Source organism: Streptomyces sp. NPDC046866 (genome assembly GCF_040704625.1).
Taxonomy (GTDB): domain Bacteria; phylum Actinomycetota; class Actinomycetes; order Streptomycetales; family Streptomycetaceae; genus Streptomyces.
Genome location: NZ_JBEYXN010000019.1, coordinates 108772 through 128032, shown reverse-complemented (window position 1 = coordinate 128032; position 19261 = coordinate 108772). Strand labels below are relative to the sequence as shown.

Sequence of the window (19261 nt, the reverse complement as noted above, 5' to 3'; positions counted from 1 at the left end):
GGTCCCGCCGCCGTCGGAACGAACAGGGTTGAACCATCGGGACGTACGAACGACGAGGGGAACCCCGGATGTTCAGCATGAAGTCGGTCCGCCGCCGGGCGGCGCGCAGGGCCGCGGTCGGCGCACTCGCGGTGGCGACGTGCGCCACGCTGATGGCCGGCAGCGCCGGAGCCATCGTCAACGGGACGGAGCCGACGGAGCACTACCCGTTCATGGCGGTGATCCCGGAGTCGGCACCCGAGCAGGGGCTGTACGACGGCAACTGCGGTGCCTCGCTGATCGATCCGCAGTGGGTGCTGACGGCGGCCCACTGCCTCCGGGGCGACGGGCTTCAGCTGGACGGCACCGTCCGGATCGGCAGCACGGACCGGAAGTCCGGCGGGACCGTCCGGGCCATCGACCGGACCTTCGTCCACCCGGGCTACGTGAACGGTGACGGGAAGGCCGCCAACACGGACGACATCGCCCTGGTCCGCCTGGACCGCCCCGTATCCGAGGGGCCGGTCCGGATCGCGCAACGGGCCGGGCGACCCGGCACCCCGACCCGGATCCTGGGATTCGGCACGACCTCCGACACGGAACTGAACTTCCCGGAGCAGCTGCGGGAGCTCCAGACGCGCCGGGGCGCCGAGACCGAATGCGCCCCCGGCTTCGCGGACCGGACCCGGCTGTGCACGATCAGCCGCACGCCCGCGGCCATGGCCTGCTTCGGCGACTCCGGCGGGCCGCAGCTCCAGAAGGGCCGGCACGGGCGGTGGGAGCTCATCGGAGTGACCTCGGGTCCGGGCGCCCCCGGTGTCCCGTGCTCGGCCGGGCCGGGCCTCTACACCAGCGCGCCCGCGTACGCGGACTGGATCCGGCAGACCATCACGCACAACTCCTGGCCCCGGCGGCAACCGCCGAGTTCGCCACGCGGTGCCGTCGCCGATGCGATCGGGGGGCCTGCTGAGGTTGTCGGCCGACCGGAGTCAGGGTGCACGCAGACACCGAACGGCAGGGCCGTATCCTGAGGCAGGCGATGCAGGCACTGCCGATGCGTCGCGGCCGCCCGTCGCAGCCGGGCGCCGCCCGATTCCGGGTACTCGGTACCCGGCAAAAGCCAAGGAGTTGACCGGTGATCAGTCTGGCCGCAGTGGGGGGAGTGGCCCTGGTCGAACTGGGTATGGCCCTGACTCCGGGACCGAACATGGTCCACCTCGCCTCTCGCGCGATCACCCAAGGCCGCAGGGCGGGCCTGGTCAGCCTGAGCGGGACCGCCGTGGGTTTCCTGTGCTACCTGCTGGCCGCGGCCGCGGGCCTGTCCGCGTTGTTCGCCGCCGTGCCGCTGGCGTTCACGGTGGTCAAGCTCGCCGGGGCCGCCTACCTTGCCTACCTGGCCTGGGGCATGCTCAAGCCCGGGGGCCGCTCGCCCTTCGCCCCGGCCCAGGACCTGCCTCCGGTCTCTGACGCCCGCCTGTTCTCGATGGGGCTCCTGACCAACCTGCTCAACCCCAAGATCGCTCTCATGTACGCGGCTCTTCTGCCCCAGTTCATGGATCCGCAGGCGGGCCCGGACTGGGCGCAACTGCTCCAGCTCGGCGGTGTGCAGATCATCGTGGGCATCTCCGTGAACGCTCTGATCATGCTGGGCGCAGCACGGGTGTCGGGGTTTCTGGCCGCCCGGCCCCGCGTGATGACCGCTCAGCGGTTCGCCTCGGGCGGCCTGCTCGGCATCTTCGCGCTGCGCACCGCCCTGACCCGTACGCCTGTCTCGGCCTGAGCCGTACCCGCGCCTGCCCTACGACGTCGTGAAGTCCGGCCCCCTCCATGCCGCCTACTTCGCCTTCCGCGACCGGCTCCTCGGCGAACTGCGCACCAGTGAGCTCAGCCGCGAGCAACTCTGCGGAGCCGGAAGGCTCATGTGCGGACGCCCCGAGGGGCTCTCCTGACGAGGGCCCCGATCCGCTCGTCCTGGACCTCTTCTGCGGCTCGGGCGACTTCAGCCACCACTTCGGCACACCCGGCTCGGCGTCACGGTGCACGCCGCCGAACTCGGCCCCGACGTCCACGACGCCACCCGCCACAACCTCGACCGTGTCAGGACCAACACCCGCCGCACCTCTGCGACTACGCCGACCTCCTGAGCAGGCACCCCGCGCACGGCCCGCGCGACACCTGCTTCGTGGAGCCGCCCTGGGGGCCTGCCTTCACCCCCGCCGGACTGGCCCTCGTACCGGCTGAGCGTGACGGCGTGCGACCGTGCGGACCGCACCACCGGGTCCGCCATGACGCAGCCGCCCAGAGCGCGCACGACCTGGGGCAACGCCCGTAGAAGCCGGCTGTGTACTCCTGGCGGCGCGCAGCCCGTGGCGCTCCGTCCCGCGCCGTTTCGGTGCGCGCCGGCGCGACGGCGCGGGCCGCTGCGATCAGCCGGGGCTGGTCTTCTGCGGGTCGACGGCGCCGACGAGGTGGTCGCCGAGGTCGTGCGCCGCAAGACCATGAAACGTGCGGCTTGCCTTCGCCCGTGGCCGCCGCGGCCTGAAGGGCCGCGGGCAGCTGTGACCGGTCATGAGCCGCCCAGCGGCCGCCCCGCACTGACCGCCGAAAGTATGCTTTTACGGCCTCGCTGTTGCGGGAGTGGCGCGCGGGTCGGATTCTCCCGCGGATCCGGAGGCGGGCGGAATCGCAGGGCGGCGCGCAGGGCGTTTCGCGCGCTGCGGGCGTGCCGCGGCGCGGACTCCTTCCGCCGTTGTGATGATCCGTTGACCTCCGTAGCGTGACTCAGCGGAATGACCGGTCTCCGGACCGGCAGCCCGCCGCATGCGCATGCACGCCGCACGTCCCCCGAAGCGAAAAGGAGTTCGACCATGACGTACGAGCGCCCCACCCTCACCAAGGCCGGCAGCTTCCGCAAGGTGACCGGCATCAAGAACACGGGGCCCAAGGACGTCCTCGGCGGCAAGCAGCTCCTCTGACGTGAGGGCCCGGCCGCGCCGCTGAACCGGCGGCCGGGCCGAGGGGTGGCGGCCCCCGCCGCCACCCCACCCCGTCCCCGCCCCACACGTCGCCGAGCGAAGGCCGCAGCCGTGGAAGACTCTCTGTCACTCCAGGCCCTGCACACCTGGTTCGCCGTCCTGCCCGACACCGATGCGGCAGCCGCGGTCGCCGCCAAAGCCCTCGCGCACGCCACCCGGGGCCTGCGCCACAGATCCGGGCGCCCCTGGCTGGTGGGCCGCTGGGAGCCCTCCCGCATGACGGTGGGCGAGTGCGGAGGGACCCGCATCGCCGTGCTCGGTGAGCACTCCGTCACGGCCGAAGCGGCCCGACGCGCAGCCAAGGCCGCCGAGGACACGTCCCTTTCGGCTCTCGACCGCGCCAGTGCCGCCTGGGCCGGCAGCCTCCACCTCGTGGCCAGCCGCGGCGGGCGGGTCCGGGTGCAGGGCGGCGTCGTCGGCATGAAGCGGGTGTTCTTCACCGATGCCGCCCTCACAGGATCCGGCGGCTTCAGCCTGGCCTGCGACCGGGCCGACGTACTCGCCGAACTGGTCGGCGCCCCACTCGACGAAAGCAGGCTCGCCCTCGAACTGCTCACCCTGGGCGTGCCGCACCCGCTGTCGGGCTCCCCGATGTGGAAGGGCGTACACGCCGTGCCCGGCGGCCACTGCCTGACCCTCGACCCTGACGGACGGGCCGAGCAGCGCCGCTGGTGGTCGCCCCCGGCTCCGCACCTTTCCCTGGCCGAAGGTGCCGGGCGCTTCCGGGAGGCGCTGACCGCCGCCGTGGCCACGCGGACGCGCGGGCGGCCGCTGGTGACGGCCGACCTGGGCGGGCTCGACTCCACCGCCGTGTGCTGCGCCGCAGCCCGCGGGGACGCGAAGGTCGTGGCGTACACCGCAGCCCTGCACGACGAACTCGGCGACGACGTGGACTGGGCCCGCCGGACCACCCGGGCACTGGGCGCGGTCGAGCACCACATCGTCCCCGCGCAGGACCTGGCCATGACGTTCGACGGCATCGACACCCTCGAGGACCTCCTGGACACCCCCAGCATCCTCACCGTCGACCGCAACCGCCGCATGCACATCATCGCCCTGGCCGCAGCCCGGGGATCGAGCCTGCACCTGACCGGCCTGGGGGGCGACGAGCTCCTCGCCGGGGCCCCTGCCCGCCTGCACGCCCTGATGGGCACGCATCCCCTCACCGCGCTGCGCGACCTGCGGGGATACAGCGCGAAGTACCAGTGGTCCCGGTGGCGCGTGCTGCGCCAGCTCCTGGACCGCCGCTCCTACCGCGCCTGGCTGGGCAGGGTCGCCCGCGACCTGGACGCGCCCCCCGCCCCGGCGGACGAACCGCTCCTCGACTGGTCGGCGCCGCCGCGCATGCCGGGCTGGGCCACGCCCGAGGCCGTGGAGGCGGTACGGGAACTGCTCCGCGCCCGGCTCCCGGAAGCCGAGCCCCGTGGCCGCGGGCACGGCGAGCACCGCGAGCTGGCCGCGATGGACGGCATCTCCCAGTGGACGCGGCACATCGGCCAGATGGCCGCCCCGCTGGGCATCACCGTGGCGGCCCCCTACTACGACGACCGGGTGATCGAGGCGGCCCTCGCCGTCCGGCCCCAGGAGCGGATCACTCCCTGGCGGTACAAGCCGCTGATCGTCGAGGCCATGCGCGGCATCGTCCCCGAGGCCAGCCGTACCCGCGGCACCAAGGCCAATGCCACGTTCGAGGAGGAGGCGGGGCTGCGCCGCCACCGCGCCCGCCTCCTGGCGTTGTGCGAGGAGTCGCGCCTCGCCCGGCTGGGCCTCGTCGACGTGGAGGTCCTGCGCGAGTGGTGCCGCCGCGCGCTGTCGGCCGAGACGGAGAGCTATCTGCTGCATCCGACGGTGGCCTGCGAAGTATGGCTGCGCTCCCGGGAGATGGCACCGTCCCGGACGCAGCCCGTGACCGAAAGGTGAGCCGATGTACACGTTGAAGCCCGGGGTGCTGTTGACCGAGACCGAGTACGGCATGGCCCTGCTCGACCAGAAGAGCGCCGAGTACTGGACCCTGAACCCCACGGCGGCCGTCGTGCTCCGCGAGCTCCTGGACGGCCACGGCGCGGAGCGGGCGGCGGCGGTGCTCGTCGAGAAGTACGAGGACGTGGACACCGACGTGGCCGCCCAGGACGTCGCGGCCATCGTCGAGGACCTCCGCTCCGCGGGGCTCATCACGCTGTAGCCGGCCCCCGGCCCCCGGCCCCCGGCCCCCACTCCGGCCGTCGGCCGTCGGCCCGCCCGCAGAAGGGATACGCAGATGTCGACCCCGGAAGCCGTTCCCTACCGCCCCCGTTCCGTCCCCTTGGCCCGCCGCCTCGGGGCGCGCATCGTCATCGGCTGCGCCCATGTGCTGGCCAGGCTGCCGCCCCGGCGGATCCGGGCCGTGCTGACCCGGATCCGCCGCGGAGCCCGCCCCGCCACGTTGGCCGAGGCGGAGGCGGCCCGGGAGACGGTGCTCGCCGTGAGCCTGGCCGCGGGCGGGCACAAGGGCTGCCTGCCGCGCTCTCTGGCCACCGTGTTGCTGTGCCGCTGCCGCGGCCAGTGGCCCACCTGGTGCGTCGGGGTACGCACCCGTCCGCCGTTCGCCGCGCACGCCTGGGTGGAGGCCGAGGGCGAGCCCGTCGGGGAGGGCACGTCGGCCGGATACTTCCAGCGCTTCTTCACGGTGGAGTGAGCGGTGACGACCCCTGCGTCGCTCGCCCTCCTCGGGCACCTCCGACCGCAGCGCGGCCGCATGGCGGCGGGTGTCCTGCTGGGTCTGCTCGGCAGCGTGATGGGCCTCGCCCAGCCCATGGCGGCCAAACAGGTGATGGACGACATGGGCCGAGGAGGCCCGGCGTACGGCCCGGTGGTCGCCCTGAGTGTCCTGGTGGCGGCCGGCGGGATCCTCGTCGGCCTCGGGCACTACGTGCTGGACCGGTCCGCGGAGTCCGTCGTCTGCGCCGCCCGGCGCCGGCTGACCGACCGTCTGCTGGCGCTGCGCGTGCCGGTGGTGGAGCGCACCGAGCCGGGGGACCTGATCTCCCGCGTCACGTCCGACACGGCGCTGCTGCGGCAGAGCGCTCCCCAGGCGGTGTCGGCCGCGGTCACCGGCACCCTGATCACCCTGGCGACGGTGGTCATGATGGGCCTGCTCGACGTCGTGCTGCTGGGCGTCACGCTCGGCGTGATCGCGTTCGTCGGCATCGTCGTCGCCGTCGTGGCCCCGCGGATCGGTCGGGCGACCCGGCACACGCAGGAGGCTGTCGGCCGCATGGGCGCTGCGCTGGAACGGGCCCTGGGCGCCTTCCGAACGATCAAGGCGTCGGGTGCCGAACGGCAGGAGGCGGGGGCGCTGTACCGGGCGGCCGAGGACGCCCGGCGCGCCGGTGTCCGCGCTGCCGCCTGGGAAGCGGTGTCCGCGACCTTGTCGGCGATCGTCGTGCAGGTCTCCTTCCTGGTCGTGCTGGGCGTGGGGGGCGCACGCGTCACCTCCGGCGCCATCGACCTCTCCACGCTGGTGGCCTTTCTGCTCTACCTGTTCGCGCTGGCACCCCGGATCGGCCAACTTGTGGAAGGCGTCGGCCAGTTCCAGATCGGGTCGGCCGCGGCTTTGCGGATCCTGGAGGTCGAACGCCTGGAGGTCGAGGACGCCCACTGCGGCACGGAAGGCGGTGCGATCCGGCCGGAAGCCGATCTGCTGCCCGCCCGCGTGGCCTTCCGCGATGTCCGCTTCGCCTACCGCCCGGGGCTGCCCCAGGTCCACCACCGCGTCTCCTTCACCGTTCCCGGCGGAGGCCTGACCGCGTTCGTCGGGCCGTCCGGCACGGGCAAGACCACGGTCTTCTCCCTCATCGAACGCTTCTACGACCCGGACGCCGGCCACGTCCTGCTGGACGGGAAGGACGTGCGGCAGTGGCCCCTTGCCGAACTCCGCGCGGCCATCGGCTACGTGGAACAGGACACGCCCGTCCTCGCCGGCACCCTGCGCGAGAACCTGACGCTGGGCGTGGTCGGGGCCACGGAGGAAGAACTCCGCCATGCCCTGCGCCTGGTCCGCCTCGACGCGCTGGCGGACCGTCTGCCCCGTGGCCTCGACTCCGACGTAGGCCACCGCGGCAGCAGGCTCTCGGGCGGGGAGCGCCAGCGCGTCGCGATCGCCCGGGCCCTGCTGCGCCGCCCGAGACTGCTGCTGCTGGACGAGGCCACCTCCCAGCTCGACGCGGCCAACGAGGCGGCACTGCGCGACACCATCAGCGACATCGCCGGTCGCATCACCGTCCTCGTCGTCGCCCACCGCCTGTCCACGGTCACCACGGCCGACCGCATCGTGGTGATGGAGGCCGGCCGCGTACGGGCGGTGGGCACCCACGCCGAACTCCTCGCAGCGGACACCCTCTACCACGAACTGGCCACCACGCAGCTGCTGAACGGCCGGTGAGCGGTTCCGTTGACCGGTCAGGTCGGCCCGTCCGGTTCGGCGCAGGGGCCGGCCGCGCAGCGTCTGCCAGGTCACCAGGGCCAGCAGACCGCCGCACCCCGCCGCCGCGACGACCACCACCGGCAGCCGGGCGGTGCCGTCGGCCGGCCGGCCCCCACCGGAGGCCCGGCGGGCCAGGGCGAGGGCCGGCACGGACGGCCGCGGAGGGAACCCGGCCGCACGGCCGGGCGGTGGACGGTCACGGCGCGAAGAGGCGGTCTCCGGTCAGGGACCAGACGGCTGCGATGCGGCCGTCGGTGATGGCCAGCAGGTCGATGCCGCTTTTGGCGACGGGCCGACCCGAGCCGTCGGTGTAGGTGGCGGTCCAGCGGGCGGCCACTTCCGTACGGGCGCTGTCGACCACCGGCGGACCGTCCACCGCATACGTGAGGCCCTCCCGTTCCCGGCGGTGGGCGGCGATGAACGCCGTCAGGTCCGGGCGGTCGAGCGTGGCGTCGGGGCCGGTGCCGGGCACCGAGTTGGCGAACCGGAGCCGGAAGTCCGGCGCGATGAGGCTGTCGGCGAGGGAGAGCTCTCCGTTCCACAGCCGTGTCCACCCGTCCAGCAGCGCGGTGCCCTCTGCGCGGGTCAAAGAGCCCGTTGCGGTTGAGGTGGCGGTCGTCGTCGTCGCGGCAGCCGTCGGTGTGTCGGCCGAAGCGGTGGATGCGGCGGTGGCGGTCGTGCGGGTCATGGGGAAGTGCCTTCCTGTCGTCGGTCGGCCATCAGCTTCCACGCCTCCGGCGACACCCCCCTGTCGGTGTTTACGAGTTCGTCGAGGCCGACGAACTCCCGGCCCAGGGTGTCGAGCTCGGCGAGGTCCAGCACCCGGGGCGGGACCTCCTCGGCCAGTACTTCGACGTGCCGGATGCGGTCCAGCCGGAAGCCGCGGACGGCGGACCGGAGCCGGCACCATCCGATGAGGTACCAGTGGTCGCCGCCGAGAAAGCCCTGGGGCTCTACACGGCGCTCGGTCGCGGCGCCCTGCGCGTCGGCGTAGGACAGGCGCAGGACGCGGCGCATGGAGAGCGCTTCCCGCAGGGCATGGGGCACGCCGACGGGCTGCCGGACGGGCTGCCGGGCGCGCGCGGCGAGCCGGACCCGGCCGGCCAGTTCACCTGCGCCGTGGCGCTCCCTCTGCGGCATGACGGCGAGGATCTTCTGCAGGGCAGACCGGGCGTCCCCGGCGAACGGCGTACCGGCCAGGGCGTGCAGGGCCACTGCGAGCGCCGTCGCCTCCGCCGAGGTGATCGTCAGCGGCGGGAGGGTTTGGTCCTTGGCGAGTACGTAGCCGCCGGTGCGGCCGGTCTCGGCGTAGAGGGGTACTCCGGCCTGCTGCAGGGCGGCGAGGTCACGTTCGATGGTCCGGGTGCTGACCTCGAACCGGCCGGCCAGCCAGCGCGCGCTGCGGGGCCGGGGGGAGGCAGCACGCAGTTCTTCCACCAGGGCGTACAGACGATCGGTTCGGTTCACGGGGAACGACCGTAGTCGAGTTGCCGCCGGGAGGGCCGGCGGTTGCGCTCCAGGCTGCTCGGTGAGCCGGAGCTTGCACCCCCCGGCCGAGGCCGCGGAGCCCAGCCATCACCTCGCCCGACCGCGGTGAGGCGTCGCGCTCCCAAACGCGGATGGGTTTCTGCACGCGTGCCCCGGAACCAGACGATCTTGTGAGCCGATGAATGCCCCGGTTAGGCTGCCTCCTCCCGCACCCAAGGGAGGATCCGCACCATGAGCAGCACCACGCCGCCCTTCCCCGACCGGATCGAGCTCAGGGGCGAAGGCCTCGTCCTGCGCGACTGGACAGAAGCAGACCTGGCCGCGATGCCGGCATTGTTCGACCACCCCGACATCGCGTACTGGACGCCGATGGTCTCACCCTTCGACGAAGCGGCTGCCCGCGCACGGTTGGACCGGGACCGGCGGCTGCGGGCGGAAGGCACGGCCATCCTGCTCGCCATCACCCTTGACGGCCAGGCGCCGCTCGGAGAGGTGATGCTGCGGCGCGCCCCCGAGGGTACGGAGATCGGCTATGCGGTGGGCCCGGCGCACCGGGGTCAGGGGCTGGCCGTGCGGGCGGTACGGGTGATGGCTGCCTACGCCTTCGAGCAACTGGGCGCGGAGCAGGTGATCCTGGAGCTGGAGGCCGAAAACGACGCCAGCGTTGCCGTGGCCGCCAAGGCGGGATTCAGCCTGCTCGACGTGCCGCTGATCAAGGGGGAGGAGAAGGGGCGGCCCTATGCCCTGCAGACGTGGGGGCTGCTGCGAGCATCGTGACGCCGTTCAGGGCGGTCATCCGCTGCTGGAGAGGGAAAAGGAGTCCGTATCGTGCGCGGGGGAGCGGCACAGGTCGCCGAGTCCCTGGCGGCGGGTGCGCCGGCGGCACGGCAGCCCTGCAGCGACGTCCTGCTGGTGCATCGCGAGCCCACTTCGCCGAGCTGGTACGGCCGGACGCCCTCGTTCGACGCCGGAGCCAGGCTCCCCGTTATGGGCGGCCGACAGCGGTGCGTGCGTGGCGGCGTTTGCCTGTGATCTGGCTGACCCGGCCACCGTACGGGGCTTCGCGCAGGGGGTCACCACTCACGCCGGCCAGGTGGATGTGCTGGTCAAGCGCGGGCTGGCCCTCACGAAGTCCCGGTTTGGAATCCGTACTCGCGGCCATACGAGCGTTCGACAGGCTTAGGCGCCCGGCGGCCCCCTCCCCGTGCCGGAGGGACGGGAACTGCGGCGTCGCCGGGGGGGAGAAGGGGGACCCGTATGACCGCACCCGAGGAGAACGGGGCCGTGTCCGTACGGGGCGCCGGACCCGTGCGGCGCCCAGGTCCGGGACGGGACGCGGTGCTCGCACTCGGACTGTTCGGCACCGCCGTCGCGGGCGTGGCCGCCTTCGCGAAGGCGGTGTCGGCGGACGGCATCGGGATCCCACTGGCCCCGATCGCCGCCTTGGCCCTCCTGCTGCTCGGCGTACTCCTGGCGAAGTGGAGCCTTGACCCGGTTCGGCCCCGGCGCCGGGCGCGCACCCTGGGGGCCGAAGGGAGCGCGCAGGCAACCGCGGACCTCCCCGACATCGGGGGCGAGGCCCTCGACCACGCCGGGGCCGACGCCGACGGGTTCGAGCACACCGTGGCGGCGCTGTGCGCCCGGGACGGTTGCACCTCGGTGGAGGTGGTCGGCGGCGCGGGCGATCTGGGCGCCGACGTCGTCGCGACGGCGGCGGACGGTCGGCGCGTGGTGATCCAGTGCAAGCACTACGCGCAGGACCACCGGGTCGGCTCGCAGGACCTCCAGCGCTTCGGCGGGACCTGCTTCGCGGTCCACGGGGCGGACGTCGCCGTGATCGTGACGACGAGCTCCTTCACTGCGCCCGCCGTCGAGTACGCCGACACCTGCGGGATCGTCCGTGTCGACGGCGAGGCGCTGGCCGCCTGGACGGAACAGCAAACCCCTCCGCCTTGGGCGTCGGGCGCCGGGGCCCCGGCGCCCGGCCCCGTTCCCCCGACAGGTGCGGCATGACGCTCTGCGATGGGGTGCTGCCTGCGGGGAGGGCGACGGTCACGGGCCGGGCGCCGTCACCTCGGCCGGCCGGCGGGTGGTCGTGGGGCGCCACTGCTGGGAATCGCCTGCCACGCTGACCGGCCCGTCGGATGGTCGGCAGGGGGAAGGTGACGCTGCTGGGCGCCCTGACCGACCAACCCCGGCCCCAGAAGGTGGTGGTCGACCTCCATCCCCTGTCCTTCCGCGACTCCTCGGGCCTCAACTCCCTCCTGGACGCCCGCAACCTCGCCCTTGAACACCACCAGCAAGACCTCACTCCCGCCGCGCCCGGCAAGCAGGTCCTGCGCCCGCTGGAACGGGCCGGAGCCCTCCGCCTGTGCAGGCAGCCCCCCTCCGCACGGTGCCTGTATCGGGACAGGGGACGGGGTTGCGGCGGCAGGCCAGGGTCGTGAACTGACACGCATGAGCGGCCCGCGGCGCGGTTACACGCTGTCAATGAGACCTGAACGCAGCCGGCCCGCGGGATCGGGCCGCCTCTCCGTACTGTGGCTGCTGCCCCTGCAGACCGCCCTCATGGTCGGCGTGGGGCTGATGGTCACCGGTCCGCTGGCGGACCAGTGGCCCGTGTCGGCCGAAGACGGCATCAACCGCGGCCTGGCCGCGCACCGCGGCGGACCCGCCACGCCCTTCTCGGAGTGGCTGTCCCTGCTGGCCGGCACCCAGAGCATCATCGCCCTCACCGTCCTCGCCGCGGCCGCGATGCTGGCGTTCTCGCGGGGGCGGTGGCTGCGGGAGGCGGTGTTCCTGGCCGGGGCGGTCGCCGCCCAGTCTGCGGTCTTCCTGCTGGTCACCATGGTGGTGGAACGGTCGCGTCCGCACGTGCCCCACCTGGACGCCGCCCCGCCGACCTCCAGCTTCCCGTCCGGGCACGTCGGCGCGTCGGTGGCCCTGTTCGGCGGCCTCGCCCTCCTCGCCGCGCTCCGTATCCGCGACGAGCGACGATGGCTGCGGCACGCCCTGGTCACCGCCCTGCTCCTGATCCCGCTGCTCGTGGCGTTCTCCCGGGTCTACCGGGGGATGCACCACCCCTCCGACGTGGTGGGCGGCCTGCTCAACGGCGCCTGCACCCTGCTGGTCATGGCGCACGCGCTGCTGCTGCCCGCCCCGCCCCGCCCGCCGGCCCGTGCCGTCCTCGGCGCCGTCCCGGCGGGCCGCCTGCCCTCGGAGAGCCTCCCGGCCGCCCGTGCCGCCTCCCGCGACGGGGCGGCCCGCCGGGCCGTGGTGGTCCGCCACCCGCACGGCTGCGGAGCGGAACTGGCCGAGCGCGTGCGGGACATCCTGCGCCGCCACGGCTACGCCGCCCAGTCGTGGACGGCGACGTCCGCCGAACACGCCGCCGGCGGCCTCGGCGAGCGGATCGCCGGAGAGGACACCGCCCTCGTCGTGGTCTGCGGCGGCGACGGCACCGTACGCGCCTGCGCCGAGCTGCTGGCCGGTACGGGGATCCCGCTCGCAGTGGTGCCCTGTGGCACCGGCAACCTGCTGGCGCGCAACCTGCGCCTCCCCGCCGATCCGGCCGCCGCGCTGGAGGCGGCCCTGTCGGGGCAGACCGCGCGGATCGACGTGGGACGCATCCGGGCCGACGGGTTCGGGTCGGGCCGCTTCACCGTCATGGCGGGAGCCGGTTTCGACGCCGCCATGGTCGGCGACGCCTCCGAACGGGTGAAGCAGCGCCTCGGCTGGGCCGCGTACGTCCTGTCCGCCGCCCGCCACCTCGGCGATCCCCGGATGCGCCTGTCGATCCGCCTCGACGGGGGCCCCGTACGGGAGCGCCGCGCCCGCATGGTCGTCATCGGCAACGTCGGCAGTCTGCAGGGCGGGCTGCCCCTGCTGCCCGACGCCCGGCCCGACAGCGGCCGGCTGGACGTGGTGCTGCTCGCCCCCGGCGGGGTCCGTGGCTGGCTCGCGGCGGCGAAGCACCTCGGGGCGCGGATGCTGCCGGGCCGGGCGGAGTCCGGGCCCGGCGGCACGTACGGCACCGTGGCGGGCGGCGCGCTGGAGTACTTCAGCGCCGTACGCGTCGACATCCGCTTCGCCCGGCCCCAGCCGCGCGAGCTCGACGGCGACGTCATCGGCGCCGGCACCCGGCTCAGCGCGGAAGTGGAACCGGGCGCGCTGCGCATCTGGCTCCCGCCGCGCACGCCGTCCACACCGGGGGAGCAGCGGCAGTCGGCCGCGGCCCGGGGCACCGCCGCGGACGCCGGTTGCTCCGAGCCGGTCCCGCATGCCCTCGGCGGCTGAGCCGGGCCATGGAGTAACGACTTCGACAGGGGGTGCGAGCATGGGAACCGCGACACGGGTACCGCAACGCCAGGACGTGGCGGCGGCGGCGCCGGCCGTGCCGGAGGTGGAGGGCGAGGAGCTGTCCGCCGAGGAAGCCGTGGCCGCGCTGCGGCGCCACGGCGGTTGGAGCCTCGTACGGGACTCCTTCATCCGCTTCCGGTACGCCGACGGCTTCAGCCACTCCAGAGCGCTGGCCCTGCAGACCGTGCTGTCCATCGTCCCGTTGGCCATCGCGGTCATCGGACTGTCCGACACGCTGCACACCGAGGCCATCGGGCGGATAGCGGAGCTGACGATACGGCGGCTGGCGAGCGGGCCGAGCCAGGAAGTGGTGGACGACGCCCTGGAGCAGAGCCGGCACCAGCCCGGGGACGGAAGCCAAGCCGCCCTCTGGCTCGGTCTGTTGTTCTCGATCGTGAACGTCACCACCGCGCTGTGCCAGGTGGAACGGGGTGCGAACCGCATCTACGGAACGGAACGCGACCGGCCGTTCCTGCACAAGTACACGCGAGGGCTGGTCATGTCCCTGCTCGCCGGCCTGCCGCTCGGGCTCAGCTTCGCCGTCACCGTCCTCGGCGCTCACCTCAGCCGCGCCGTGGCCGAGGTGTACGGACTCGGCCCGGACGCCCTCCATGCCTGGGACCTGCTGCGCTGGCCCGTGGGCATCGTGCTGGCCCTCCTCGCCACCAGCGCCATCTTCCGCCTCTCACCCCGCCGCACCCAGCCCGGTTACACCTGGCTGGCCTTCGGCGCGACGGTGTACCTGGTGCTGTGGCTGCTGGCGACGTGGGGGCTCAGCCTGTACGTCGGCTCCAACGGCTCGTTCGCCACGGTGTACGGGCCCCTCAGCGCCTTCGTCTCCCTGCTGCTGTGGTCCTACCTGACCTCCATGGCGCTGTTCCTGGGCTTGGCCTTCGCAGCGCAGTTGGAGGCCGTGCGGGCCGGGGTGACCGAACCGGTCACGGAGGATCCCGGCGTCTGAACGCGCGCCGTGCCCGGACACGCCCGGCAGGGCAGCCGGCAGTCCCTGGCGCGCGGCGGAGAACACCTGAAAGGAAGCACCACGACCATGGCACGCACGGCACGGCCCTCCACCGCGAGGCGCCTGTTCGCCCGACTCGCCTCCGTCCGCCCGGGACCGGACACCCGGTTCGGCGCACGGCTGCTGACGACGGTGACCGCGACCGCCCTCGTATCGGTGCCCTTCGCGCTCGCCGTGGTGCTGGTCGAGTCGCAGTGGGCGCCGCTGATCCGACTGGACCACGGGACCGCCGAGCGGCTGCACACGGCGGCGCTGGAGCATCCCGGGTGGGTGCGGGTGCTCGACTTCCTGACCCACGTGGTGTGGGATCCGGTGACGATGCGGCTGCTCGTGGCGGTGCTGGTGGTGTGGCTCCTCGTGCGCGGCGCCGTACGGCTGGCCCTGTGGGCGGCCGTCACCGCGACGGCCGGCGGCCTGCTCGGCCTGCTGGTGAAGAACGTGGTCGCACGGGCCCGGCCGCACCTGCCCGACCCCGTCTCCCACGCGCCCGGGTTCTCCTTCCCCTCCGGACACGCCATGACGGCCACCACCTCCTGCGCGGTGCTGCTGCTGGCCCTGCTGCCGCTGGTGCCCCGCCGCTGGCGTCCGCTGCCGTGGGCGCTCGCGGCGGTCTCGGTGGTGGGTGTCGGATACACCCGCGTCGCGCTCGGCGTGCACTGGGTGAGCGACGTGGCGGGGGGCTGGCTGCTCGGGCTGGCCGTGGTGACGGCGACGACGCTGGCCTTCGAAGCCTGGCGGGCGGACGTCGGACGGCGCCGCACCACGCCCGCGCAGGGCCTGGAGCCGGAGATCCGCTCCGCACACCCCGAGCCGCCGCTGGGTCCCCGGGCCCGCCCCTGACCCCGTCGGCGACGCCCGCCTCCTGCTTGCCGGCGGCAGGGGCCGGCCAAGACCTTCTGTACTGCTTCGGACGAGCCGTTTTCTGAGCGGTATGCAAGCGGATTTGGTAGGGATGGGTATGGGCTGCCAACCAGGTGGCGCCGGCCGGACGCCTTGGCGTGGAGAGGGGCTGATTGCGATGGGGTGGCTGCCCACGAGGCTTCAACGGTGCCGGCTGTGTGCCGCGGACGAGGACACCGGAGAGGCACGGTCCGTCACCGTGACCAGGGATGGGCTGCTGGTGGTCTGGCACATGGCTGACTGCATGCACTACCGGGCCGACCGGGTCCTGGCCGGCCACGAGGACTGACGACCCGCCCTGGCCCGGCGCCGCCTGCCCTACGTGCCGGTGGTGGGATGGCAGCCGCAGCCCGCCCCTGGCACGCCGGGCGGGTAACACAGCGTGTGACGCCGGGGCGGTGCGCCGTGCGCGGGGCGGCACATCGCGGCCGTCTCCCCGGCCCCGGTTTCGCATCCCGAGTGGCCGAGAGTCCCTGGCTTCATGCGCGCACAACGGGAGGATCACCGGGATGTGGCCCGGCCGCCGCTGCGCTCCTAGGGCCACAGGATCAGTACTTCGTGCAGGTCTGCGTATCGTTGATCACCCAGTACATCGCTGCACGCGTCTGAGGGCCGTAGACACCATCCACCGGGATCCTGACCAGGGCCTGGAAGTCCCTCACGGCCTGGGCCGTGAGAGGACCGTACCTGCCGTCCACGTCGAGACCGTTGGCGCCGTTGCACTTGCGGAGTGCGGACTGAAGATCACCGACACCTTCGTTGTGCGTGCCCTGACCCATGACGCAATTGACCGACCCACCGTCCGACACCGGCACCCACGCCCCGTAGCCACCCACCAGGACTTTCGCCGACTTGACACACGCAGGCGTAGCCGCGCTCGCAGACGGAGCGAAGCCGATCAGCCCAGCGATCGATGCAGCCGCCATACCTGCAGCAGCAAAACGACGCTTCATGAGACTCTCCTCGAACAGGGGTGGGGAAGGCGGGCCGGGATACCCCCGTGACGCCCCGGACCGCAGTCGGCCTCCCGGCCAGATGAAGATCACCTTACCTATGCGTCTGTGACAGCCCCATGACAGAACCGAGTTGGTATGTGACAGCTCCTTCGTCCCCGAGCGTGCGCCGCCCGCCGCGACGTCGTGCATCAAAGCTGCTCAGGAGCAGCAGGCAGGGCGATCCGGACGGGCCGCAAGGTCAGGGTTCGTGGTTGATCGGTGATGCACCCGGAGGGTGTGACTGATCCCGACAGTAGGCTGGCCTGGACAACTTCGCTTCTCGACGGTGCGCGTTCCGTTCCTGGCGGGCCTCGCTGGCGTACGCCTCTACATCTCCCATTCCTCAGCGCAGAACGTGGCCTCGCTGACGGCGGCGTCTCCAGCCCTCGTCGCGTTCAGGACCAGCTGGAGTCCGTCCCAGACGGCCGCTGCGTTGGGGCAGAAGCGCAGGCCCAGGTCATGGTCCTCGACATGTTGGATGATGGCCGCTTCGAGGGCGGAAGGGGACCCACCGACGAGCGGGATACCGGCGTGGATCACCTGGGGTCCGGTGCGGCCGTAGGAAGTCACCGCGCCCAGGCGCGGAACACCGTGAGGATGCCGCCAGTAGTGCGCGCTCACCCCGGCCTGCTCGAACCGCTCCTCGCTGAGATGCCATGGGCCTGCCTCGGCGGACCACCAGTGGGGGAAGTGCCCGATCCGGCCTGCCGGCGTCTCTCCGTCCAGGGCGGCCGCCACCTCGGGCGGGCTCATCCCGAACCGGAGCGGCCCGACCCGCTCCAGAGGGACCCATTCCCACAGGAGCCGCTCGTGCTCGGGCACCATCGGCCAGGCGCCCGGGTTCTGTACCTGCTCGCGGACGTCACGCCAGTGCATGATCGGTGCTGTCGCGTAGGGGTCGTGGGCCAGCTCCGGCCCGACGAGCAAGGCAGAGGTGATCACCGTGTCCTTCTGCACCAGCCAGCCCTCGGCAGACAGTCCCAGTTCCTGCCTGGTTCCCAGGGACACCCCCCACGCCGCGACCTCCGGGTCACCGCTCCAGTTCGCCCGTACCACGACCCCTTCCGAGCGGGCGAGCCCGTGGATCTCAGCGCGGAGCTCGGAGGGGACCCGGCCGATCAGCTCGACCTCCCCGAGCCTGACCAGGGGACCTTCCAGGGCGTTGACCGCCACGGCGACAAGGATCATCCCCTGGTCGTAGATACAGGTCAGACCCGTCTTCTGGTACTCCTGCCAGTACGTTCCGTTGGCTGCAACCTGCCCGTTGCCGGCGAGCGGTCCGCCCAGGGCGGCCTTCACCTCGTCGGAGTCCATCCCGAACCGCAGCGGACCCACCCCCACCAGCGGATCGAGCACCCAACGCTGCCTGTCCTCCAGCTTCGTGCGCAACCAGCCCATCTCCGCCCCCTTTCAGCGCGGGCAGACCACCCGCCGATCACGAACCGAGACTAGAAGCCCCCTCTGACAGGCCCGATGGTCCGGTTGCGCATCTGCTCGGCCTTCTCCGCGCCGGCGCGCGCTGTGGCCGAGGAGGCGGGGCAGGCGGTATGCGGTTCACGACTCCCTCGATGCCGCCGAAGCTTTGGTGCGGTATGAGCCTCGTTGTCACGGCGTCGAGCCGCCGGTCAACCGGCGGTGCGGCCGCCGACCGCGTCTGCCAGCCACGCAGTGGCGGTTTCCGGACGTTTCGGGGCGCCCGGGGTGTCGGGTCGGGAGACGGCCGGGATGCGGGGCAGGAGCGGTGGTGGCGGCCGCCGTGCCGCCGTCGCTGCGGCGATCCCCCTGCGGGGTCGCGCGGCGAGGACCCGACCAGGAAGGAGAGAGGACCGTGCTGATCACTGTCACCCGTTCCGGGGGCTTCGCCGGGGGCGAGAAGGAGCGCGTGCTCGACACCACGGGCCGCAGGGACGCCCCGCGATGGGAGGAACTGGCGCACCGGGCCGTCGAGTCCACGGCGGACGGGTACCACTACCGCATCACCGTCGACGGCCGGGCGGTCGACGTCCAGGACCCCTATCTGTCCGAGGAGCAGAGGGAACTGATCCGCGGGGTGCTCGGCGAGGGCGCCTGATCGTACGCGCCGGAGGGCCGGGCCGTCCATCCACGGGGCGGCCCGGCCCTCCTGCGTACGATCACTGCTGCTGGCGGCGCACCGTGTCGCCCCAGTAGCCGCCGACCTCCCGGTGGTAGGCGGCATCACCGAGGTGCTTCTCCCTGACGAAGTCCGGGGCGTCCTTGATCTGTTCCCTGGTCCGGTCGACGTAGACCTTCTCCTCGGTGGTGTCGACACGGGTGATCGTGCCGGCGGGCAGGAGCACTTCCCTGCCGAAGATCCAGGGGCCGGTGTCGACCACGATCCAGGAGGCGTCGGTTTCGTACGAGTGCTTGTCGACCTTGCCGATGGAGCCGTCGAGGGCCTCCACCTTGTAGCCGGTGAGGTCCCTGTCCTCGAAGTGGGCGACGGTCAGGTGGTAGGCCCAGATGTTGTCGTTCACGGGTGCGGGTTCCCTTCTCGTGGTGGATCAGTACGCGGACGCCCAGGCCGAGCAGGCCGGCTGCGACGTCGGCAGGGTGGGGCGGCGGGGGCCGGCCATGCGGGTGCCGGGGCCGGGTCGGCCGGGGCAGCACGGGCGGGAGGCGGCACAGTTGCCGCGGGACCGTGCCGGATCCGGACGGGCAGCGTGGGCGGCTTGCGCCCGGGGGAGTGGGTCGCCATGCGGCTCGCCTGCCCCGGATCGGCGGATCGACGCACGCCGGTTCCCGGCGTCCGGGGGCGGTGGGACGTGGACATGCCTGCGCCGATGCCGGCGGCAGGCAGACCGGTCGGCGGGACGGCGAGGTAGGCGAGCAGGCCGGCGATCCCGCGGTCGGCCACCGCCGGGCGGCGGAAGCGGGCTCCGGCGGCGACGACTTAGCGGTTGCGTCGGCCGTCGCGGACGCGACTGCGTGGATGCGGGCTCGTACGAGCCAGCCGCATCGAAGCTGCGTCGGCCCCCCGTCCAGGACGAACGCTGGCCCACAA

At 73.0% G+C, this 19261-nt stretch carries 20 protein-coding genes; 15 read left to right on the top strand and 5 right to left on the bottom strand.

What is annotated here, in order from left to right; all coding sequences use genetic code 11:
- Positions 1 to 68 precede the first annotated feature (68 nt).
- From AB0953_RS25270 to AB0953_RS25235, 8 genes are all read left to right on the top strand, one after another.
- On the top strand, positions 69 to 1010 hold the full coding sequence (locus tag AB0953_RS25270) for a serine protease (protein WP_366861844.1): 942 nt from the start codon (positions 69 to 71) through the stop codon (positions 1008 to 1010).
- Positions 1011 to 1114: 104 nt separating this feature from the next.
- On the top strand, positions 1115 to 1759 hold the full coding sequence (locus AB0953_RS25265; protein ID WP_366861843.1) for a LysE family translocator: 645 nt from the start codon (positions 1115 to 1117) through the stop codon (positions 1757 to 1759).
- 28 nt (positions 1760 to 1787) lie between these two features.
- A complete protein-coding gene (locus tag AB0953_RS25260; protein WP_366861842.1) occupies positions 1788 to 1928 on the top strand; it encodes a hypothetical protein in 141 nt (46 codons plus the stop codon).
- A 918-nt stretch (positions 1929 to 2846) separates the two neighbouring features.
- On the top strand, positions 2847 to 2954 hold the full coding sequence (locus tag AB0953_RS25255) for a keywimysin-related RiPP (RefSeq protein ID WP_158688462.1): 108 nt from the start codon (positions 2847 to 2849) through the stop codon (positions 2952 to 2954).
- Between the two features lie 111 nt (positions 2955 to 3065).
- Positions 3066 to 4934 (top strand): lasso peptide isopeptide bond-forming cyclase, encoded by a 1869-nt coding sequence (locus tag AB0953_RS25250; RefSeq protein WP_366861841.1) that lies wholly within the window; start codon positions 3066 to 3068, stop codon positions 4932 to 4934.
- Between the two features lie 4 nt (positions 4935 to 4938).
- A complete protein-coding gene (locus AB0953_RS25245) occupies positions 4939 to 5196 on the top strand; it encodes a lasso peptide biosynthesis PqqD family chaperone (protein ID WP_366861840.1) in 258 nt (85 codons plus the stop codon).
- Positions 5197 to 5271: 75 nt separating this feature from the next.
- The gene (locus tag AB0953_RS25240) at positions 5272 to 5688 is read left to right on the top strand and encodes a lasso peptide biosynthesis B2 protein (RefSeq protein ID WP_366861839.1); all 417 of its coding nucleotides are present in this window, start codon (positions 5272 to 5274) and stop codon (positions 5686 to 5688) included.
- A 60-nt stretch (positions 5689 to 5748) separates the two neighbouring features.
- The gene (locus AB0953_RS25235) at positions 5749 to 7434 is read left to right on the top strand and encodes an ABC transporter ATP-binding protein (protein ID WP_366861898.1); all 1686 of its coding nucleotides are present in this window, start codon (positions 5749 to 5751) and stop codon (positions 7432 to 7434) included.
- A gap of 238 nt (positions 7435 to 7672) precedes the next feature.
- On the opposite strand, the gene AB0953_RS25230 is transcribed toward AB0953_RS25235, so the two are convergent.
- Both AB0953_RS25230 and AB0953_RS25225 read right to left on the bottom strand, forming a co-directional pair.
- Entirely contained in the window at positions 7673 to 8164 is a 492-nt protein-coding gene (locus AB0953_RS25230; RefSeq protein WP_366861838.1) for a nuclear transport factor 2 family protein, read from the bottom strand.
- On the bottom strand, positions 8161 to 8943 hold the full coding sequence (locus tag AB0953_RS25225; RefSeq protein ID WP_366861837.1) for a YafY family protein: 783 nt from the start codon (positions 8941 to 8943) through the stop codon (positions 8161 to 8163). Before AB0953_RS25225 ends, AB0953_RS25230 begins: the two co-directional genes overlap by 4 nt.
- A gap of 252 nt (positions 8944 to 9195) precedes the next feature.
- On the opposite strand from AB0953_RS25225, the gene AB0953_RS25220 reads away from it, so the two are divergent.
- From AB0953_RS25220 to AB0953_RS25195, 6 genes are all read left to right on the top strand, one after another.
- Positions 9196 to 9741 carry a GNAT family N-acetyltransferase gene (locus AB0953_RS25220; protein WP_366861836.1) on the top strand — a complete coding sequence of 182 codons (546 nt, stop codon included), beginning with the start codon at positions 9196 to 9198 and terminating at the stop codon, positions 9739 to 9741.
- Positions 9742 to 10221: 480 nt separating this feature from the next.
- A complete protein-coding gene (locus tag AB0953_RS25215) occupies positions 10222 to 10977 on the top strand; it encodes a restriction endonuclease (RefSeq protein ID WP_366861835.1) in 756 nt (251 codons plus the stop codon).
- Positions 10978 to 11108: 131 nt separating this feature from the next.
- A complete protein-coding gene (locus tag AB0953_RS25210; protein ID WP_366861834.1) occupies positions 11109 to 11411 on the top strand; it encodes a hypothetical protein in 303 nt (100 codons plus the stop codon).
- A 43-nt stretch (positions 11412 to 11454) separates the two neighbouring features.
- A complete protein-coding gene (locus AB0953_RS25205; protein WP_366861833.1) occupies positions 11455 to 13260 on the top strand; it encodes a diacylglycerol kinase family protein in 1806 nt (601 codons plus the stop codon).
- A gap of 40 nt (positions 13261 to 13300) precedes the next feature.
- Positions 13301 to 14284, top strand: coding sequence for a YihY/virulence factor BrkB family protein (locus tag AB0953_RS25200; RefSeq protein WP_366861832.1), 984 nt, complete (start codon positions 13301 to 13303; stop codon positions 14282 to 14284).
- A gap of 87 nt (positions 14285 to 14371) precedes the next feature.
- Positions 14372 to 15184: a phosphatase PAP2 family protein gene (locus AB0953_RS25195; RefSeq protein ID WP_366861831.1), complete on the top strand. Its 813-nt coding sequence runs from the start codon at positions 14372 to 14374 to the stop codon at positions 15182 to 15184.
- Positions 15185 to 15792: 608 nt separating this feature from the next.
- Here the strand turns inward: AB0953_RS25195 and AB0953_RS25190 are convergent.
- Together AB0953_RS25190 and AB0953_RS25185 are read right to left on the bottom strand one after the other, a co-directional pair.
- Positions 15793 to 16197 carry a peptidoglycan-binding domain-containing protein gene (locus tag AB0953_RS25190; protein WP_366861830.1) on the bottom strand — a complete coding sequence of 135 codons (405 nt, stop codon included), beginning with the start codon at positions 16195 to 16197 and terminating at the stop codon, positions 15793 to 15795.
- A 369-nt stretch (positions 16198 to 16566) separates the two neighbouring features.
- Positions 16567 to 17637 carry a hypothetical protein gene (locus tag AB0953_RS25185; RefSeq protein WP_366861829.1) on the bottom strand — a complete coding sequence of 357 codons (1071 nt, stop codon included), beginning with the start codon at positions 17635 to 17637 and terminating at the stop codon, positions 16567 to 16569.
- A 430-nt stretch (positions 17638 to 18067) separates the two neighbouring features.
- On the opposite strand from AB0953_RS25185, the gene AB0953_RS25180 reads away from it, so the two are divergent.
- Complete coding sequence (locus AB0953_RS25180; protein WP_366861828.1) at positions 18068 to 18310, top strand: protealysin inhibitor emfourin; 243 nt, start codon at positions 18068 to 18070, stop codon at positions 18308 to 18310.
- Positions 18311 to 18371: 61 nt separating this feature from the next.
- On the opposite strand, the gene AB0953_RS25175 is transcribed toward AB0953_RS25180, so the two are convergent.
- Complete coding sequence (locus AB0953_RS25175; RefSeq protein ID WP_366861827.1) at positions 18372 to 18734, bottom strand: PRC-barrel domain-containing protein; 363 nt, start codon at positions 18732 to 18734, stop codon at positions 18372 to 18374.
- Between the last annotated feature and the right edge of the window lie 527 nt (positions 18735 to 19261).

What these genes read in the sequence shown, in the direction of transcription:
- AB0953_RS25220 (WP_366861836.1), top strand. Translation starts at nt 9,196, where the DNA reads ATGAGCAGCACCACGCCGCCCTTCCCCGACCGGATCGAGCTCAGGGGC.
- AB0953_RS25200 (WP_366861832.1), top strand. Translation starts at nt 13,301, where the DNA reads ATGGGAACCGCGACACGGGTACCGCAACGCCAGGACGTGGCGGCGGCG.
- AB0953_RS25190 (WP_366861830.1), bottom strand. Translation starts at nt 16,197, where the DNA reads ATGAAGCGTCGTTTTGCTGCTGCAGGTATGGCGGCTGCATCGATCGCT.
- AB0953_RS25240 (WP_366861839.1), top strand. Translation starts at nt 5,272, where the DNA reads ATGTCGACCCCGGAAGCCGTTCCCTACCGCCCCCGTTCCGTCCCCTTG.
- AB0953_RS25195 (WP_366861831.1), top strand. Translation starts at nt 14,372, where the DNA reads ATGGCACGCACGGCACGGCCCTCCACCGCGAGGCGCCTGTTCGCCCGA.
- AB0953_RS25205 (WP_366861833.1), top strand. Translation starts at nt 11,455, where the DNA reads ATGAGACCTGAACGCAGCCGGCCCGCGGGATCGGGCCGCCTCTCCGTA.
- AB0953_RS25215 (WP_366861835.1), top strand. Translation starts at nt 10,222, where the DNA reads ATGACCGCACCCGAGGAGAACGGGGCCGTGTCCGTACGGGGCGCCGGA.
- AB0953_RS25270 (WP_366861844.1), top strand. Translation starts at nt 69, where the DNA reads ATGTTCAGCATGAAGTCGGTCCGCCGCCGGGCGGCGCGCAGGGCCGCG.
- AB0953_RS25245 (WP_366861840.1), top strand. Translation starts at nt 4,939, where the DNA reads ATGTACACGTTGAAGCCCGGGGTGCTGTTGACCGAGACCGAGTACGGC.
- AB0953_RS25235 (WP_366861898.1), top strand. Translation starts at nt 5,749, where the DNA reads ATGGCGGCGGGTGTCCTGCTGGGTCTGCTCGGCAGCGTGATGGGCCTC.
- AB0953_RS25230 (WP_366861838.1), bottom strand. Translation starts at nt 8,164, where the DNA reads ATGACCCGCACGACCGCCACCGCCGCATCCACCGCTTCGGCCGACACA.
- AB0953_RS25255 (WP_158688462.1), top strand. Translation starts at nt 2,847, where the DNA reads ATGACGTACGAGCGCCCCACCCTCACCAAGGCCGGCAGCTTCCGCAAG.
- AB0953_RS25185 (WP_366861829.1), bottom strand. Translation starts at nt 17,637, where the DNA reads ATGGGCTGGTTGCGCACGAAGCTGGAGGACAGGCAGCGTTGGGTGCTC.
- AB0953_RS25210 (WP_366861834.1), top strand. Translation starts at nt 11,109, where the DNA reads ATGGTCGGCAGGGGGAAGGTGACGCTGCTGGGCGCCCTGACCGACCAA.